This window comes from Streptomyces cylindrosporus (assembly GCF_022698165.1).
Classification (GTDB): domain Bacteria; phylum Actinomycetota; class Actinomycetes; order Streptomycetales; family Streptomycetaceae; genus Streptomyces; species Streptomyces cylindrosporus.
Genome location: NZ_JALDAY010000002.1, coordinates 472,404 through 488,613 on the forward strand (window position 1 = coordinate 472,404; position 16,210 = coordinate 488,613).

The following is a 16,210-nucleotide window of genomic DNA, read 5'->3' on the forward strand; positions in this document are numbered from 1 at the left end:
GGCTACCTCTCCTGGGCCAGTCCGGCGGCGACGGCCTGCTCGGTGGCGGCGCGGACGGCGGCCTCCTGCTCGGGCAGCAGGGGGACGCGCGGGGGCCGGACGGGTCCGCCGTGCCGGCCGACGATGTCCATGGACAACTTGATGGCCTGCACGAACTCGACCCGCGAGTCCCAGCGCAGCAGCGGGTGCAGCTGCTCGTACAGCTTCCTGGCGGTGGCCAGGTCGCCGTCGAAGGCCGCGCGGTACAGCTCGGTGCTCGCGGCGGGCAGGGCGTTCGGGTAGCCGGCCACCCAGCCCTTCGCGCCCGCGATCGCGAGCTCCAGCAGCACGTCGTCGGCGCCGATCAACAGGTCGAGTTCCGGGGCGAGTTCGGCCAGCCGCCAGGCGCGGCGGACGTCGCCGGAGAACTCCTTGACGGCGTGGATGTGACCTTCGGCATGCAGTTCGGCGAGCAGCTCCGGTACGAGGTCGACCTTGGTGTCGATCGGGTTGTTGTACGCCACGATCGGCACGCCCGCCTTCGCGACCTCGGCGTAGTGGGCGAGCACCGAACGCTCGTCGGCGCGGTAGGAGTTGGGCGGCAGCAGCATCACGGACGCGCACCCGGCGTCGCGTGCCTGCTCGGCCCAACGGCGGGCCTCGGCACAGCCGTAGGCGGCGACGCCGGGCATGACGCGCTGCCCGCCGATGGCGGCAACGGCGGTCTCGACGACCTTCGCGCGCTCCTCGGGTGTGAGCACCTGGTACTCGCCGAGCGAGCCGTTGGGGACGACTCCGTCGCAGCCGTTCTCGACGAGCCAGGCGCAGTGCTCGGCGTACCTGTCGTAGTCGACGGAGAGGTCGTCGTTCAGCGGGAGTGCGGTGGCGACGAGGACGCCGCGCCAGGGGCGGTGGTCGGTCATGAGGATCCTCTCTCGGTGGGCCGGTCGGGCTCCTGGGCGAGTACGCCGAGCGGCACGGGCCGGGCGAACGGCCGCCGGGACGGGGTGAGTCGGCATCCGGCGAGCCCGGCGACGGCGGGTCCGCACATGCGGCCCTGGCACCAGCCCATGCCGGCCCGGGTCAGCAGCTTCACGGTGCGCAGATCGCCCGCGCCGAGTTCGTCGACGGCCTCGCGCACGGCCCCGGCGGTCACCTCCTCGCACCGGCACAGGACGGTGTCGTCGGCGACCTGCTCGGTCCAGTGCGCGGGCGGCCGGTAGACGCGGTCGAGGCCGGCCGCGAACTCCCTTTGTCTCGTACGGGACTTGGCGGCCGTTGCCCACTCCCCCGGGTCGGCCTCGGTGCCGAGCAGGCGGGCCGCGGCCGAGAGGCCCGCGATGTGCCCCTCGGCGAGCGCGAGCGCCGAGCCGCCGATGCCGGTGGGCTCTCCCGCGGCCCAGACGCCCGGCACGTCGGTGCGCTGCTCGTCGTCGACGTGGACGCGCGGGCCGTCGAGACGGCAACCGAGGCTCTCCGCGAGGTCGGTGTGCGGCTGCATGCCGTGGCTGACGGCCAGGGTGTCGCAGGCGATACGGCGTCCGGTGCCGGGCCTGACCCGCCCGTCCGCGTCGAGCGCGGCGAGGGTCACGGCCTCGACGCGGTCGGTGCCGTGCGCCTCGACGACGGTGTGCCGGAACAGCGTGCGCACCCGGCGCCGGAGCAACTGGCCCGCGTACGCGGCTCCTTCACCGAGCTTGCCCGGCTGGGAGACCAGTGCGCGGGACTGCCGTACGAAGGCTCGCGGATCGGCGGACTCGACGAGGGCCGCCAACTCCACTCCGGCCGCGGCGAGTCCGGTCGCGACCGGCAGGAGCAGCGGCCCGGTCCCGGCGACGACGGCGGTGCGGCCGGGCACGGTGAGGGTTCCCTTGAGCATGGCCTGGGCGCCGCCTGCCGTGAGGACGCCGGGGAGGGTCCAGCCGGGGAAGGGCAGGACGTGCTCGTACCCGCCGGTGGCGAGGAGCACGGCGTCGGCGTGGACGGTGGCCGGGTCCTCCTGCTCGGGGCCGAGCAGGGCATGCACGGTGAAGCCGTCGGGCAGCCGCTCGACGAACCAGACGTGATGGTCCGTCAAATGCCGTACGGCGCCTGCCTTCACGTGGTCGTGGAGTCCGTCCCGCAGGCGCTCCCATGTCCGCCACTGGTGGTGCAGGGCCTGCGGCCGACGCGCGCGGAGCTCGGCGGCGGGCTGCCGGTAGAACTGCCCGCCGGCCGCCGTGCCCGAGTCGACCAGCGTGACCGGGACCCCGCGGCCGGCGGCGGCCAGTGTCGCGGCGAGACCCGCAGGGCCGGCGCCGATCACCGCGAGCCGCGGCCGCTCACTCATCGCACCCCGTCCCCTCCTGCGTACGGATCACGTCGCCGGGGGTCACCGGCACCAGGCAAGCCCGTTGGCCGGAGCGGTCGTTGACGGTCACGAGGCAGTCGAAGCAGACGCCGATGCCGCAGAAGACACCGCGCGGGCGGCCCTCGCCCCGGGTGGTGCGCCAGGAGGTGACGCCTGCCGTCCAGAGCGCGGCGGCGACGGTCTGGCCGGGCAGCGCCTCGATCTCCCGGCCGTCCAGGGTGACCGTGAAGGCGGGGCCCGGGTGAGCGTCGGCCAGGTCGAGCGGGGAACTCACGCGGCCTCCTCGGCGAAGCGGTCGGGGCGGAACGGCGTCAGGTCGAGGTCGGGCGTCTTCGCGGCCAGGACCTGGGCGAGCAGATGACCGGTGCCGGTGGACAGGCCGATGCCCGCGCCCTCGTGGCCGCAGGCGTGGTAGAGCCCCGGGACGCGGGGGTCGGGGCCGATGGCGGGCAGATGGTCGGGCATGTAGGGGCGGAAACCGACGTACGAGCGGATGGCGCGGACCTCGGCCAGGAACGGGAACAGGCGTGTCGCGCCCGCGGCGAGCGCGCGCAGGGCCGGGAGCGAGAACGACCGGTCGAAGCCGACGCGTTCACGGCTCGCGCCGATCAGGATCGGCCCGGCGGCCGTGCCCTCCACCACCGGCGAGGTCTGCAGCGCGGCCGAGTGGCTGGCCACGTCGGCCACGTAGTCGGCGGCGTACACCTTGTGCCGGATCATGCGCGGGAGGGGTTCGGTGACGAGGACGTAGCCGCGGCGCGGGAGGACGGGGAGGGTGGCGCCGGCGAGGGCGGCGAGGTCACCGCCCCAGGTGCCGGCCGCGTTGACGAGCGCGGGGGCGTGGATGTCGCCGCGGTCGGTGCGGACTCCGAGCACCGAACCGTCCGAGGTGCGCGGTACGCCGGTCACGGTCCGGCCGGTGAACAGGCGGGCGCCGGACGCCCGTAGCAGATGGGCGGCGGCCAGGGCGGGCATGACCTGGCTGTCCTGCGGATAGTGCACGCCCCCGGGGAGGCCGGGGGCGAGGTGGGGTTCGAGGGTGTAGAGGGCGCCGCCCGCGACCGGTTCGGCGAGGACTCCGGCGGCGCGCTGCTCGGCGGCGAGGCGTTCGAGTGCGGTGAGACTGCCGGGAGAAGTGGCCACGACGACGCCGCCCTTGGCCTCGTACTCGATGAACTGCCCGAATTCCTCGGCGAGTTGCCCCCACAGGCGGCCCGAAAGGAGCGCGAGGTCCAGTTCGGGTCCCGGTTCCTTGTCGGAGACCAGGAGGTTGCCCTCCCCCGCACCGGTCGTGCCGCCGGCCACCGGGCCACGGTCGACCACGACGACGTCCAGCCCGGCCCGAGCCGCGTACAGGGCGCAGGCGGCGCCGACCATTCCGGCGCCGACGACCACGACATCGCAGGTCAGCGGCTGACTCACGCCAGTACTATGTCACATACCACTGGGGCGGGGAACAGTGCGCACGCGGCCGGCAACGCCCTCCCCCCTAGACCCGACTAGACCCGACTCCCCGTAGCCGTATCCGCCGACAACCGCTGAGCCACATAGATCGGAACCACCGACAGCAGCACCAGCACCGCCGCCACCACGTTCACCACCGGCGCCTGCTGCGGTCGGGTCATGTTGTTGAAGATCCAGATCGGCAGCGTCTCGATCCCGGGCCCCGCCGTGAAGGTCGTCACCACGATCTCGTCGAAGGACAGCGCGAAGGCCAGCAGGCCGCCCGCGAAGAGCGCGGACCGCACCAGGGGGAAGGTGACGTCGGCGAAGGCGCGGAAGGTGTCGGCGCCCAGGTCCATGGCCGCCTCCTCGTACGACCCCGCGGTACGGCGCAGCCGTGCGACCACGTTGTTGAAGACCACGACGATGCAGAAGGTGGCGTGTCCGACGATCACCGTGAAGAGGCCGAGCCCCACCCCCAGCGGCTCGAGTACCGTGCCGAAGGCGGAGTTGAGGGCGATGCCCGTGACGATGCCGGGCAGGGCGATCGGCAGGACGACCACGAAGGAGATGGCGTCCCGGCCGAAGAAGCGGTGCCGGGCGACCGCGAAGGCGATCAGTGTCCCCAGCACGAGAGCGATGGCGGTGGCGCCGAGGCCCGCCTTGACCGAGACCCAAAGCGCTTCCCTCGCACCGGAGTTGTCCCATGCGACCGACCACCAGTGCAGGGTCAGACTCGGCGGCGGCCAGCTCGCGCTGCGGTCCGGATTCAGGGAGTTCACAAGGACGAGCAGCAACGGGACGTAGATCACGGCGAATCCGAGCCCGGCTGCGACGCGCAACGCGATGCGCGCGGAACGGGAGAGTTGCACGGCGGGCTCCTCTACAGGCTGCTGAGCGCGCCGGTGCGGCGCATGGCCAGCAGGTAGACGACGATGACGACGACCGGGACGGTGCCCAGCGCGGCGGCCATCGGCAGGTTGAGTTCGATGTTGGAGTAGACGAGGTTGCCGATGAGCTGGGTCTTGCCGCCGACGATCTGCACGGTGATGTAGTCGCCGAGGCTGAGCGAGAAGGTGAAGATCGACCCGGCGGCCACGGACGGCAGCACCATCGGCAGCACCACCGACCGGAAGGTCCGCCCGCTGCGCGCGCCCAGGTCCGCCGACGCGTCGAGCAGGTTGGCGGGCAGCTGCTCCAGTGCCGTGTGGATCGGAAGGATCATGTACGGCAGCCAGAGGTACGTCAGGGTGAGTACGGCGGCAGGGAGGCCGAAGCCCGGTCCGCTCAGGCCGAACGGCTTCAGCATCCAGTCGGCGAGCCCGCCCTCGGACAGGATCAGCCGCCACGCGTACACCTTGACCAGGTAACTCGCCCACAGGGGCGTGAGGATGGCGACGACCAGCAGTGGACGCCACTTCGGCTTCGCCACCCGCGCGGTGTAGAAGGCGAGGGGGAAGGCGATCACCACGCACAGGGCGGTGACCGCGAGGGCCACGCCGATGCTGCGGAGGATCACCTGGCGGTAGACCGGCGTGGTGAACAGGGCGTGGAAGTTGTCGGTCGACCAGACCTTCACCACCTCGGAGGTGAAGGAGTTGGTGGTCCAGAAGGCGGAGACGAACAGTACGGCGAGCGAGCCGAGGTAGAGCAGGGCCAGCCACAGCAGCGGGGCGGTGAGCAGCAGGGCCAGCCGCAGCCGGGGGCGCCGGTGCAGCGCCCCCGCCGTCCGGGTGAGTGCGGTCACGTGCTCAGCCCTTGATCTCGGTCCAGGCCTGGACCCACTTGGCGTACGGCACGCACTTCACGTCGGTGCGGCCGTCGAGGCACTGCTCGATGGGCGTGTTCCAGAAGGCGATGTTCTTCCAGTAGCTCTCGTCGGCCGCGTGGTAGGTCTCGCAGAAGGTCTTGTCGCTGGTGTGGTCGCAGGCCTTGGAGTTGGCCGGGGCCTCGCCGAAGTACTCGGCGACCTGGGCGTTGACCGTCGGGGAGACGATCCAGTTCATCCACTGGTAGGCGCAGTTGGGGTGCTTGGCCTTGGAGTAGAGCATCCAGGTGTCGGACCAGCCGGTCGAACCCTCCTTGGGTACGAAGGCCTTGACCTTGACGCCCTCGTCGGCGGTCAGGTTGGCGATCACCTGCCAGGTCGTGCCCACCACCGAGTCGCCGCTCTTGAAGGCGGAGATCTCCTTCAGGTAGTCGCTCCAGTACTCGCCGATGTCCGCGTTCTGCTTCTTCAGCAGTGCCACGGCCGCGTCGAACTGCTTCTGGTCGAGCGCGTAGGGGTCCTTGATCTTCAACTCGGGCTTGGTGGCCTTGAGATAGAGCGCCGCGTCCGCGATGTAGATCGGCGAGTCGTAGGCCGTCACATGTCCCTTGTACTTCGACGCGTCGTCGAAGACCGCCGACCAGGAGGTGGGCGCCGGGCTGACCTTCGCGGTGTTGTACATCAGCAGGTTGGCGCCGCGGCCGTGCGGGATGCCGTACATCTGCCCCTTGACCGAGTTCCAGCTGCCGTTCTTCAACCCGCTGAAGATGTCGGCGTAGTTGGGGACGAGCTTGGTGTTGACGGGGGCGGCGTCGCCGGAGGCGATGAGGCGCAGGGAGGCGTCGCCGGAGGCGGAGACGGCGTCGTACTGGCCGGTCTTCATCAGCTTGACCATCTCGTCGGAGCTGGCCGCGACCTTGGAGTTGACCTTGCAGCCGGTCTGCTTCTCGAAGGGGGTGACCCAGTCGACCTTGGGGTCGTTGGAGCCGTCCTCGACGTAGCCTGCCCAGGCTATGAGGTTGACCTGGCCCTCGGACGTGCCGAGCTTCGACTGCGCCTTGAGATCAGGGGGGTTGAGGCCGGTGGCCGAGGAGCCGCCGGAGCCGGAGGAACCACAGGCGGTGGCCGCGAGGAGCAGCGCGGCGGCGGCCGCCACCTGGAACGTTCGGGTGATGCGCACGACGTTCTCCATAACCGTGAGGGGGCTTCAGCGGGTGTCGGGGACCTGGATCGTGTGGCGGTGGTGCCACTGCAGGCGCACCCGGGTGCCTCGGTAGGCGGCCACGTCCTCGGCGGAGGTCTCCAGGTTCTGCTGGAGGGCGGTGAGGCGGCCGCCGGCGTCGAGGTCGACGAGGAAGCGGGTGGCGTCCCCCAGGTAGACGACCTCGGCGACGGTGCCGACGGCGGTGGCGTGGTCCGGCTCGTCGGCCTCGGCGGACTCCTTGAGGACGCGGATCTTCTCGGGCCGGATGCTGTAGACGCCGGGGGTGCCGACGACGCGCTGGGCGGACTCGCCCTCCAGCAGGTTGGAGGTGCCGACGAAGGACGCCACGAAGGGGGTCGCGGGGCGTTCGTAGATCTCGGCGGGGGTACCGACCTGCTGGATGCGGCCCTGGTCGAAGACGGCGATGCGGTCGCTCATCGTCAGGGCCTCCTCCTGGTCGTGGGTGACGAAGACGAAGGTGATGCCGACCTCGCGTTGCAGGGCCTTGAGCTCGACCTGCATCTGCTCGCGCAGCTTGAGGTCGAGGGCGCCGAGCGGTTCGTCCAGGAGCAGCACGCGGGGGCGGCCGACCAGGGCGCGGGCGAGGGCGACGCGCTGGCGCTGGCCGCCGGAGAGCTGGGCGGGCCTGCGCTTGCCGTAGCCCTCCAGGCGCACCTCGGTGAGTGCCTTGCGGGCGCGCACCAGCCGCTGCGCCTTGGGGACCTTGCGGACCCTGAGGGGGTAGGCGACGTTCTGCTCGACGGTCATGTGCGGGAACAGGGCGTAGTCCTGGAAGACGGTGTGCACGTCCCGCTCGAAGGGCGCGAGCCCGGTGACGTCCTGTCCGGCGAGCTCGATCCGGCCCTCCGTCGGCGTCTCGAACCCGGCGATCATCCGCAGCACGGTGGTCTTGCCCGAGCCCGAGGGGCCGAGCATGGAGAAGAACTCCCCGTCCCTGATCTCCAGGTCGATCCCGGCCACCGCGGTCGTCTCCCCGAACGACTTCCGCAGGTCCTGCAGCCGGATCGCAATTCCCTCCATGGGCGGGAACCTTTCTGGCGCTCTCTTACGTTGCACGGAAAGATATGAAGTCATAGTTCAAAGCTCAAGGCCCCCTTAGGGTAAAGCTTGAGTCAACGCACAAGGTGGTGGCCGTGAAGCAGCAGCAGATGGACGGCGGCGCCCGCAGAGCCGTCTTCGCCCCGGTGGACAACCGCGCGCGCGTCGACGCGGTGGTCCGCCGCATCGGCGACGCCATCGAGCTCGGCCTGCTCGCCGACGGGGAGCAGCTGCCCGGCGAGAGCGAGCTGGCCGGCCAGCTGGGCGTGTCCACCGTGACCCTGCGCGAGGCCCTGATGGCGCTGCGCCAGCAGGGTCTGGTCACCACCCGGCGGGGCCGCGGCGGCGGCTCCTTCGTCTCCCTCCCGGAGGTCCCCGGCGAGGAGCGCCTCAAGGTCCGCCTGCGCGGCTGGAGCCCCGAGGAACTGCGCGACCTCGGCGACCACTGGGCCGCCCTGTCCGGTACGGCGGCCCGCCTCGCCGCCGAGCGCACGGAGCCGGACGACCTCGTACAACTCAGGCGTACGGCAGAGGAGTTGACGCACGCGGAGGACGCCGCGGCGTGCAGTCGCGTATACGGGCGCTTCCATGTGGAGCTGGCCGCGGCGGCCCAGTCGGCGCGGCTCACCCGGGAGCAGGTGGCGCTGCAGACGGAGGTCGGGGCGCTGCTCTGCCTTGTGCTCGGGGACGACGAATATCGTGAAGAGGTGGCGGACCGTCACCGGTCCGTAATCTCGGCCGTGCAGGATGGGGCCCACACATCGGCCAGGGAGCTGGCCGAGCGGTGCGTCCAGGAGTCGACGGCACGGCTGATCGCGCTGCGCCTCACCCTCTGAACCGCACCGCGCCCGGTTCCGTCCGCTGGAGGGCGCCATGCGCAGCAGCCCCGGCCTCGTCCCCGCGGCGACCACGACGCTCGTCGCGTCCGTCGAGGAGCAGGTGGCGGCACAGGTCGGCGGCGCCCTGGAGGCGGTGTTCGAGGCCGTCGCCGAGACCCGGGCCGATACGGCGGCCCTGCTCGCGCGAGTGGCCGCGGAGCGCCGCCGGCCCGCGACCGTGGACCTCGCGGCGCTGCGTCCCGGCCTACATCTGCGGCTGGCCCGGCAGGAGTTGGTGTCCGGCGTCGGCTTCGTCGCCGCGCCCGGGCTGCTGACCGACGTACCGGCGTGGCTGGAGTGGTGGCAGACCACCGCCGAGGGTGGCGTACGACCGCTGCTGCTCGACCTGGATCCGAACCAGTCGGCGTACTCGGACTACACGCACTGGGACTGGTTCGCGCTGCCCCGCGACACCGGTGAGCGAGCGGTCGCCGGGCCGTACGTCGACTACCTATGCTCGGACGAGTACAGCCTCACCCTCTCGGCGCCGGTCGAGGTGGCGGGCCGGTTCGCGGGAGTGGCCGCGGCGGACGTCTACCTGCGCCACTTCGAGGCGGCCGCGCTGCCCCTGCTGCGCCGGCTGCCCGGACCGGCCCATCTGGTCAACGCCCGCGGAAGGGTGGCGGCTTCGGCCGACCCGGCGCACCTCGCCGGGTCCCTCACCAAGGGACCGGACTTCGGCGCCGTACTGGAGCGGGGGCGGCCCGCCCGGCACGACGGGACGCGGCTGATCCCCTGCCGGGGCGTCCCGCTCGTCCTCGTCACGGCGGCCGGCTGACCGGGCTTGCTGACGTGGCACCGTCGGCGACCTGAACGCCGGCGGGGCCAGGTCAGGCCTCGGAGGCCGGCACCACCTTCAGGTGCGAGCCCGCGAGGCGTGCCGAGCGGGCCCGGGGCCGCTCGCGGCGCGCCTCCCGCAGCACCAGCGTCATCCGTGTGTATCCCATGTCCCGCAGTGTCCGCGGCGTCTCGTCCACGACCCGGCAGTCGGTGGCACCCCATCGCGGATCGGGGTGCACCAGAGGCCGTACGGCGCCGTCGTGTTCGACCGCCTGCTCGCCCATCACCCGGATCCAGTGCGGCAGGCCCTGCCGGTAGGCGGCCTCCATGATCGGGTCCTGGGCGATCTCCCGCCGGATGGCCTGGAGCCCGTGGTCGTGGCCGTACCGCTCGACGGCGGCGGAGAAGTGGGCCAGCATCGGCAGGCACCAGCTCGACTCGTGCTCGCCGAGCACGGTCCCGGCGTCCGGGTGGAAGAGGACGAATCTCAGGAAGTTCTCACCGGGCATGGCCGTGGGATGAGGGCCGACCGTACGGAAAAGTGACGCGAAAGCGTTGTTGGAGAGAACGACGTCCCAGCGGTGGTCGAGGACGACGGACGGGAAAGGTACGGCCTCCAGGAGGGCGGCGTAGTCCTGCAGATACGCCTGGGCCTCGGGACTCTCGGGGACGGGCCGCGGTGCCGGTCGCTGCCCTCCTGCCTGAAACGCCATCGGGAGGTCACCCCTCTTGCCTATGCGGCCTTCACGCGGCGCCTTGATCCTGCGGCCCGGACGCGAGTTGTGTCAACTATCGTGGCATTCCGTGCCTGTTGACGGCTGAAATTGGCCACAGTTGTGGCGACGTCTGGATGTGAGTTCGAACCAACCGGTAATCTCCGTCGAGTTCACGGCAACCGCTTGTGAGAAGCCTGTGAGATACGTAGGCCAGTGAGATACGTAGGAGATCTGTCGGTGACGGATGGCTTCGAGAGTCCGGGCACCACGGCGACGCCCGCCGCGCTGTCGGCCGTCGTCGCTCGCGTCACCGCGCTCGCCGACCGCCTGGGCGTGCCGCACGCGGAGGTCTTCGACACGGCCCGGCTGTCGGCCGCCTCGGGCGTCCCGGAACCGGTCGTCAAGGCGCTCCTGCGCGGCCGTCCCGCCGGTGAGCCCGACGTGCAGGCCCGTTTCCTGCAGCGCCTGGACCTGCTCCGGCGCACCCGGCTGAAGCCCAACGGCCGCAAGTACACGCAGCAGGAGATCGCCGACGGCGCGGGCATGTCCCGCCAGCAGGCGGGCGCGCTGATCAACGGCGACCGGCGGCCCACGATGGAGCACTGCGACGCCATCCAGCGCTTCTTCCGCGTGCACGCGGGCTTCCTGACGGCCGAGGACCCCGAGGCCCTCACGGGCACCCTGCAGAGCACCGAGCAGGAGCTGCTCCAGAAGCTCGCCGAGCGGGAGGAGGCCGGGGCGGCCGAGGACCCGCTGGAGAGGCTGCTGCAGGACCACGGCGTCCGGGGCATCGCCTGGCGGGCCGCCCAGCTGCCCACCGACCAGCACCGCGACAAGGTGGCGGAGTGGCTGGACATGCTCCTGGAGAGCGTCAAGCGGCCCGAGTCGTGAGCCGGGGGAGAACTGTGGGCATCGGCAGGGAAATGCGCCGCCTGTGCGGCGAGTTGGTCGCGGAACTCACCCTCCCGGTGCCGGCCGCGCCCACGGACCTGTACGGCGCCCTGTGCGCGGCCATGGGCCGGCGCCGCGCCCGCCCGGTCCACTTCCGCACGGCCGCCTTCCCGCCGGACACGGCGAGCGGCCTGTGGCTGGACATGGCCGACCAGGACCTGGTCGTGATCGAGGAACGCACGGCCCCCGACCACCAGTTGGTGATCCTGGGCCACGAGCTGTGGCACATGCAGGCGGGCCACTGCGGCCACCACGTCGAGGGTACGAAGGTGGCGGCCCGGCTCCTGGACGACGAGGCCGACCTGCGGGCCACGGTGCGCGCGGTGGCCGCGCGCACCCACTTCGCCCTGGCCGAGGAGAAGGATGCCGAGGCCTTCGGCCTGCTCCTGGCGAGCAGGTGCCGTACCTGGCTGGCGGGTTCGGGGCAGCGGGGCCCGGTGCCGCGGGATCATCTGGCGGGCCGCATCGAGGCGTCGCTGGGGTATCTGGGACCGCAGGGCTGACCGCGTCCCTCACGTGGCGCTGCGTTCGCTCGCCTCCCTCAGGTCCCGTTCCACCGTCCGGGTGCGGGACGTGTCGGGGCCTTCCACGAGCAGGTCGCGCCAGTGTTCCCGGCTCCAGTCCGCGGGATCGGTGCTCGCCGTGAACTCCTCGACCAGGGCGACGAAGCGCGCCGGGTCGGTGTGGAACGGGAAGTGTCCGGCCCCCTCGAAGATCTCCAGCCGGCTGCCCGGCATCGCCTCGTGCGCCCCGAAGGCGTGCCGTACCGGCACCACGCTGTCCCGGTCGCCCCACAGCAGCATGGTCGGCATGCCCTCGGTCAGATAGCAGCGGTCCAGCATGGTGACGACCTGGCCCCGCCAGTCGACGACGGCGCGCAGGGTGCGGATGAAGGCGTTGCGGGAGGTCTCGTCCGGCAGGGCGTCCACGAGGTTGACCAACTCCGGGGCGTCCTGGCCGAGGTCGGTGTCGAGGAGCTTCATCAGCCGTACCGCGAGCCCCACCTGTGTCCGCATCCCCGGCAACCGCAGCGAGGACAGCACGAGATGCGCCCCCGGCAGCGACACCAGGCGCAGTACGGGATTCACCTCGCGTCCCACCCCGCCCGCGCTGACGAGGATGAGCCGCTCGGTGCGCTCGGGGAACTGGTACGCGAACTGCATGGCCACTCCCCCGCCCAGCGAGTGCCCGACCAGGGTCGCCGACTCGATGCCGAGCGTGGTGAGCAGGTCCCGCACGCCGTTGGCGTAGGCGGCCACCGAGTAGTCGGCGCGCGGCTTGTCGGAGTGGCCGTGGCCGAGCAGGTCGGGGGCGATGACGGTGTGCGTGCGGGCGAGGTCGGGGATCAGTTCGGCCCAGGTCGCGGACGAGTCGCCGATGCCGTGGATGAGGACCAGCGCGGGGCCCTCGCCGGCCATGCGGAACGCGCGGCGGTAGCCGTGCACCACGCGGTACTGCAACTCCAGTTCGCCGTCGCCCACCGGGCGCAGCCGTACCGCCCGCACCGGACGCCGTCGAGGTCCTTCGACCACGCTCGCCTCACCCCTTCCCCGGCCGCTCGGCAGCTGCCGAAAGCCCTTGCCCTCCAGCGTAGGACGGCTTTCCCACAAGGGATTTCGAGGACGTTTCGCCTCCGCTAAGCGGGCGAAAGGGCAGGTGCCCGGACCCGATTGTCAGTGGTGGACGGCAAGCTGGAGTTGCGCCCCTCTGTGCGGGGCGTGACCGACCAGCCGACGCGGGGAGAGCCGACCGATGCCGACAGCCGTACTGACCGACCGCGAGCGCACCGCCGTACAGGCCTACCTGCGCCTTTTGCACACCGTACGAGCCGCCTTCGACGGTCCGCCGGGAGACGCCCGACCACCCGTGGTGCCGCCCGCCGTGCTGGCGGAGGCGGAACAGGCCCTGGCCGCGGCCGGCCTGACGGGGAACGAGGAGGAGTTCTTCCGGCTGCTGCAGAGCTGGTGCCCGGAGCCGTGACGCCCGATGGGGTCAGGTGGTGTGCGGCACGGTGACCGCCGTCGCCACCAGCCCCCGCTGGACCGTCCAGCGGCCCTCGAAGTGCCCGAGCCGACGGCCGCCCACCACCGGCCCGGGGACGAGGAGTTCGGCGCGGAAGGCGCCGTGCAGGCGCTCGCCGGGGTCGACGGAGACCTCGATGTCGGCCTCGGTGAACTCCAGCCACTGGCCGGTGAGCGGGAACCACGCCTTGTAGACCGACTCCTTGGCGCTGAACAGCAGCCGGTCCCAGTGCACCTCGGGGTGGTCCACGGCCAGCCGGCGCAGCCGCGCGCCCTCGGCGGGCAGGGACACGGCGTCCAGGACGCCCTCGGGGAGCGGCCCGTGGGGTTCGGCGTCGATGCCGAGGGAGGCCAGGTCACGGGTGCGGACCAGGGCGGCGGCGCAGTAGCCGTCGCAGTGGGTCATGCTGCCGGCCAGGCCGGCGGGCCAGCCGGGTGCGCCGCGCTCGCCGGGCAGCAGGGGCTGTGGGGGCACGCCGAGCTTCTCCATGGCGCGGCGGGCGCAGGCGCGCACGAGGGCGAACTCGCGGCGTCGCTTCTCCACGGCCTGCGCGACGACCTCGGCCTCCCCGGGGTACAGCGGCGCGGGCTCGGTCCCGTCGTCGCCGTGCACCTCCACGGCCACCACCTCGTGCGGCAGCAGCTCCTCGATCACCCGTCCCCGACCTCCTTCGGCAGGATGCGACGCAGTCTCCCCGGCGGCTGCGGGCGCTTGCTCCACTCGCGCGGGTAGCCGACGGACACCTCCTCGAAGCGGACGCCCTCGTGCCAGGTGGTCCGCGGGATGTGGAGGTGGCCGTAGACCATGGTCTCCACGCGGAAGCGGCGGTGCCAGTCGGCCGTCAGTTCCGTGCCGCACCACATGGCGAACTCGGGGTGCCACAGGATGTCGCAGGGGTGCCGGTCCAGCGGGTAGTGGTTGACGAGCACGGTCGGCAGGTCCTCGGGCAGCGCGGCGAGTCTGCGCTCGGTCTCGGCGACCCGGGCCCGGCACCAGGACTCGCGGGACGGATAGGGGTCCGGGTGCAGCAGGAACTCGTCGTTGCAGACGATCCCGGTGCCGTGCGCGTACTCCAGCCCCTGCGCCTTGGTGACACAGCCGGACGGCAGGAAGGAGTAGTCGTAGAGCAGGAACAGCGGGGCGACGGCCACCGGGCCGCCGGGGCCGTCCCAGACCGGGTACGGGTCCTCGGGGGTGAGGACGCCCAGGTCGCGGCACATGTCGACGAGGTGCTCGTAGCGGGCGACGCCGCGCAGGGTGACGGGGTCCCTGGGGTGGGTCCACAGCTCGTGGTTGCCCGGCACCCAGACCACCTGGGCGAAGCGGCCCGCGAGGGTCTTCAGGGCCCAGCGGATGTCGGACACGGTCTCCGCGACGTCGCCGGCGACGAGCAGCCAGTCCTCGTCGCCGTCGGGGCGCATCGCCTCCACGAGGGCGCGGTTCTCGGGGTATCCGATGTGGAGGTCGCTGATGGCCAGCAGCTGTCCGGCACCACCGGCCGTCGACGTCACCTGTCGCCCCCTCCGCACTCCCACGCGCATCCGGTCGCCACCACGACAACATATCCGTGCCGCCCGGACAAGGCGGCACCGGACGGGCGGCGCGGGACCGGCACCTGAGGCCGGGGAATCCGTAACACGTACGTTGCACGCGGGCCCCTCGAAAGCCGTATGATCGCCCCAACACCACCGCTACGAGCTCCCCTTCACAGGGGCTTTTTGGCGACCCTCCAACTCCCCTGCCCGGGCACGGGCTTGCTTTGCCCTGCCCGCGAACCTTGAAAGGACGGCCCTGCATGGTCTCTCGCGTACGCGTCTGGCTCAACCGCACGTACGCGGAGAACGTGTTCTTCATGGATCAGCTACGCCGAAATCCCAGCGATCGGGCGGTGGAGATCCATGCGACACACGGGGACGCCGACTCGCCCGTGCTGGCCGCCGCCGACACCGCCGAGCTGGAGCCGGAGGGTCTTTCCCCGGCCGCGTACGTGGAGTTCGCGCTCGCCCAGTGCGAGCGGCGCCGCATCGACGTGTTCGTGCCGCGGCTGCACCAGTCGGCGATCGTGGCGCACCGCGCGGAGTTCGAGGCCGTCGGTACGGCCCTGCTCGCGCCGCCGCCCGAGGGCGTCGCCGTCTTCGAGGACAAGGTGATCGCCTACGAGGCCGTGCAGGCGATCGGGGTGCCGGTGCCGCCGTGGTGGCGGGTGCGGTCCGCCGACGAACTCGTCGCCGCCGTCGAGGAGTTGGAGGCCGGAGGGCACAAGGCGTGCTTCAAGCCGGCGTCCGGTGCGGGCGGGGTCGGCTTCCGGGTGATCACGCGTGCGCCCTTCTCGATGATGCATCTCAACGGCTTCCCGAGCCCGTACGTGCCGATGGACCTGGTGCTGACGGCGCTCAAGGAGAGCGACGAGCCGGTCGACTGGATCGTGATGCCGCGGCTGGAGCAGCCGGAGGTGTCGGTGGACTGCCTGACCGGGCCCGACAACCGGCTGCGGCTGGCCGTGGGACGGACCAAGAACGGGCGGCGGCGCGGGTTCACGCTGCACGAGCAGTGGCTGGAGCCGGCGCGGCGGATCGCCGAGGGGTTCGGGCTGCACTACCTGTCCAACATCCAGTTCCGGATGTTCGGGGACACCCCGGTGCTGATGGACGTCAACACGCGGCCCGCGGGCGGACTGCACCAACTGTCGCTGTGCGGGGTCAACGCGCCTTGGGCCGCTGTGCAGTTGGCGCTCGGGGAGGACCCCGGGGAGATGGTCCCGCCGTTCCTGGGGCAGGACTACACGGTGGTCTCCGGGCCGCGGCCGCTTCGGGCGATCTCGCTTCCGCAGCAGCGGATCGAGGAGGCCGAGGCGCTGCTGCCGGCCGTCCCGACACCCGCGCCGGTCGACTCCGTCGAGGTGGCGGCCCAGGTACTGCCGCTTTAGGAAAGACATTTCACTCACCGGTATGGACCAATTCCGCCGTTCGCCTTGACAGCGAGATTGGTCCATACCAACTTGTGTTACGCACCCCTGCACTTCTCTCTGCACTCCCCGAACACCCCCATTCCTCCAGGGAG

General features: G+C 71.7%; 18 protein-coding genes. 6 read left to right on the forward strand and 12 right to left on the reverse strand.

Annotated elements, in window-relative coordinates; translation table 11 throughout:
- Positions 1-2 precede the first annotated feature (2 nt).
- The 8 genes from MQP27_RS07245 to MQP27_RS07280 form a co-directional block, all read right to left on the reverse strand.
- Complete coding sequence (locus tag MQP27_RS07245; RefSeq protein ID WP_278195747.1) at positions 3-902, reverse strand: dihydrodipicolinate synthase family protein; 900 nt, start codon at positions 900-902, stop codon at positions 3-5.
- Entirely contained in the window at positions 899-2,308 is a 1,410-nt protein-coding gene (locus MQP27_RS07250) for an NAD(P)/FAD-dependent oxidoreductase (RefSeq protein WP_242762377.1), read from the reverse strand. Before MQP27_RS07250 ends, MQP27_RS07245 begins: the two co-directional genes overlap by 4 nt.
- The gene (locus MQP27_RS07255; protein WP_242762386.1) at positions 2,301-2,603 is read right to left on the reverse strand and encodes a (2Fe-2S)-binding protein; all 303 of its coding nucleotides are present in this window, start codon (positions 2,601-2,603) and stop codon (positions 2,301-2,303) included. Before MQP27_RS07255 ends, MQP27_RS07250 begins: the two co-directional genes overlap by 8 nt.
- Positions 2,600-3,751, reverse strand: a complete 1,152-nt coding sequence (locus MQP27_RS07260; RefSeq protein WP_242762387.1) for an NAD(P)/FAD-dependent oxidoreductase — start codon at positions 3,749-3,751, stop codon at positions 2,600-2,602. Before MQP27_RS07260 ends, MQP27_RS07255 begins: the two co-directional genes overlap by 4 nt.
- Before the next feature lie 77 nt (positions 3,752-3,828).
- Positions 3,829-4,644: an ABC transporter permease gene (locus MQP27_RS07265; RefSeq protein ID WP_242762388.1), complete on the reverse strand. Its 816-nt coding sequence runs from the start codon at positions 4,642-4,644 to the stop codon at positions 3,829-3,831.
- Positions 4,645-4,655: 11 nt separating this feature from the next.
- The gene (locus MQP27_RS07270; protein ID WP_242762389.1) at positions 4,656-5,519 is read right to left on the reverse strand and encodes an ABC transporter permease; all 864 of its coding nucleotides are present in this window, start codon (positions 5,517-5,519) and stop codon (positions 4,656-4,658) included.
- Between the two features lie 4 nt (positions 5,520-5,523).
- Entirely contained in the window at positions 5,524-6,732 is a 1,209-nt protein-coding gene (locus tag MQP27_RS07275; RefSeq protein ID WP_242762390.1) for an ABC transporter substrate-binding protein, read from the reverse strand.
- 15 nt (positions 6,733-6,747) lie between these two features.
- Entirely contained in the window at positions 6,748-7,785 is a 1,038-nt protein-coding gene (locus MQP27_RS07280) for an ABC transporter ATP-binding protein (RefSeq protein WP_242762392.1), read from the reverse strand.
- Between the two features lie 128 nt (positions 7,786-7,913).
- Here MQP27_RS07280 and MQP27_RS07285 point away from each other — a divergent pair, with 128 nt between their 5' ends.
- Positions 7,914-8,639, forward strand: coding sequence for a FadR/GntR family transcriptional regulator (locus tag MQP27_RS07285; RefSeq protein WP_278195843.1), 726 nt, complete (start codon positions 7,914-7,916; stop codon positions 8,637-8,639).
- Positions 8,640-8,676: 37 nt separating this feature from the next.
- On the forward strand, positions 8,677-9,459 hold the full coding sequence (locus MQP27_RS07290) for a cache domain-containing protein (RefSeq protein WP_242762404.1): 783 nt from the start codon (positions 8,677-8,679) through the stop codon (positions 9,457-9,459).
- A gap of 52 nt (positions 9,460-9,511) precedes the next feature.
- Here the strand turns inward: MQP27_RS07290 and MQP27_RS07295 are convergent, their stop codons facing one another.
- Entirely contained in the window at positions 9,512-10,174 is a 663-nt protein-coding gene (locus MQP27_RS07295) for an MmyB family transcriptional regulator (RefSeq protein ID WP_242762408.1), read from the reverse strand.
- A 240-nt stretch (positions 10,175-10,414) separates the two neighbouring features.
- Here MQP27_RS07295 and MQP27_RS07300 point away from each other — a divergent pair, with 240 nt between their 5' ends.
- Positions 10,415-11,068 (forward strand): helix-turn-helix domain-containing protein, encoded by a 654-nt coding sequence (locus MQP27_RS07300; RefSeq protein ID WP_242762410.1) that lies wholly within the window; start codon positions 10,415-10,417, stop codon positions 11,066-11,068.
- A 32-nt stretch (positions 11,069-11,100) separates the two neighbouring features.
- A complete protein-coding gene (locus MQP27_RS07305; protein WP_242763602.1) occupies positions 11,101-11,631 on the forward strand; it encodes a toxin-antitoxin system, toxin component in 531 nt (176 codons plus the stop codon).
- Positions 11,632-11,640: 9 nt separating this feature from the next.
- Here MQP27_RS07305 and MQP27_RS07310 read toward each other — a convergent pair whose 3' ends face one another.
- Positions 11,641-12,660 carry an alpha/beta fold hydrolase gene (locus MQP27_RS07310; protein WP_242762412.1) on the reverse strand — a complete coding sequence of 340 codons (1,020 nt, stop codon included), beginning with the start codon at positions 12,658-12,660 and terminating at the stop codon, positions 11,641-11,643.
- 220 nt (positions 12,661-12,880) lie between these two features.
- Here MQP27_RS07310 and MQP27_RS07315 point away from each other — a divergent pair, with 220 nt between their 5' ends.
- The gene (locus MQP27_RS07315; protein WP_242762415.1) at positions 12,881-13,108 is read left to right on the forward strand and encodes a hypothetical protein; all 228 of its coding nucleotides are present in this window, start codon (positions 12,881-12,883) and stop codon (positions 13,106-13,108) included.
- Between the two features lie 12 nt (positions 13,109-13,120).
- Here the strand turns inward: MQP27_RS07315 and MQP27_RS07320 are convergent, their stop codons facing one another.
- Both MQP27_RS07320 and MQP27_RS07325 read right to left on the reverse strand, forming a co-directional pair.
- Positions 13,121-13,804 (reverse strand): 4'-phosphopantetheinyl transferase family protein, encoded by a 684-nt coding sequence (locus MQP27_RS07320; protein WP_242762417.1) that lies wholly within the window; start codon positions 13,802-13,804, stop codon positions 13,121-13,123.
- On the reverse strand, positions 13,801-14,661 hold the full coding sequence (locus MQP27_RS07325) for a metallophosphoesterase family protein (protein WP_242762420.1): 861 nt from the start codon (positions 14,659-14,661) through the stop codon (positions 13,801-13,803). Before MQP27_RS07325 ends, MQP27_RS07320 begins: the two co-directional genes overlap by 4 nt.
- Before the next feature lie 284 nt (positions 14,662-14,945).
- Between MQP27_RS07325 and MQP27_RS07330 the strand changes: the two genes are divergently transcribed.
- The gene (locus tag MQP27_RS07330) at positions 14,946-16,076 is read left to right on the forward strand and encodes an ATP-grasp domain-containing protein (RefSeq protein ID WP_242762423.1); all 1,131 of its coding nucleotides are present in this window, start codon (positions 14,946-14,948) and stop codon (positions 16,074-16,076) included.
- The last annotated feature ends 134 nt before the right edge of the window (positions 16,077-16,210 follow it).

Bases quoted from the DNA above. Each gene is read 5' to 3' on its own strand.
- MQP27_RS07250 (WP_242762377.1), bottom strand. From the start codon at position 2,308: ATGAGTGAGCGGCCGCGGCTCGCGGTGATCGGCGCCGGCCCTGCGGGT.
- MQP27_RS07315 (WP_242762415.1), top strand. From the start codon at position 12,881: ATGCCGACAGCCGTACTGACCGACCGCGAGCGCACCGCCGTACAGGCC.
- MQP27_RS07330 (WP_242762423.1), top strand. From the start codon at position 14,946: ATGGTCTCTCGCGTACGCGTCTGGCTCAACCGCACGTACGCGGAGAAC.
- MQP27_RS07275 (WP_242762390.1), bottom strand. From the start codon at position 6,732: ATGGAGAACGTCGTGCGCATCACCCGAACGTTCCAGGTGGCGGCCGCC.
- MQP27_RS07245 (WP_278195747.1), bottom strand. From the start codon at position 902: ATGACCGACCACCGCCCCTGGCGCGGCGTCCTCGTCGCCACCGCACTC.
- MQP27_RS07280 (WP_242762392.1), bottom strand. From the start codon at position 7,785: ATGGAGGGAATTGCGATCCGGCTGCAGGACCTGCGGAAGTCGTTCGGG.
- MQP27_RS07290 (WP_242762404.1), top strand. From the start codon at position 8,677: ATGCGCAGCAGCCCCGGCCTCGTCCCCGCGGCGACCACGACGCTCGTC.
- MQP27_RS07295 (WP_242762408.1), bottom strand. From the start codon at position 10,174: ATGGCGTTTCAGGCAGGAGGGCAGCGACCGGCACCGCGGCCCGTCCCC.
- MQP27_RS07285 (WP_278195843.1), top strand. From the start codon at position 7,914: ATGGACGGCGGCGCCCGCAGAGCCGTCTTCGCCCCGGTGGACAACCGC.
- MQP27_RS07305 (WP_242763602.1), top strand. From the start codon at position 11,101: ATGCGCCGCCTGTGCGGCGAGTTGGTCGCGGAACTCACCCTCCCGGTG.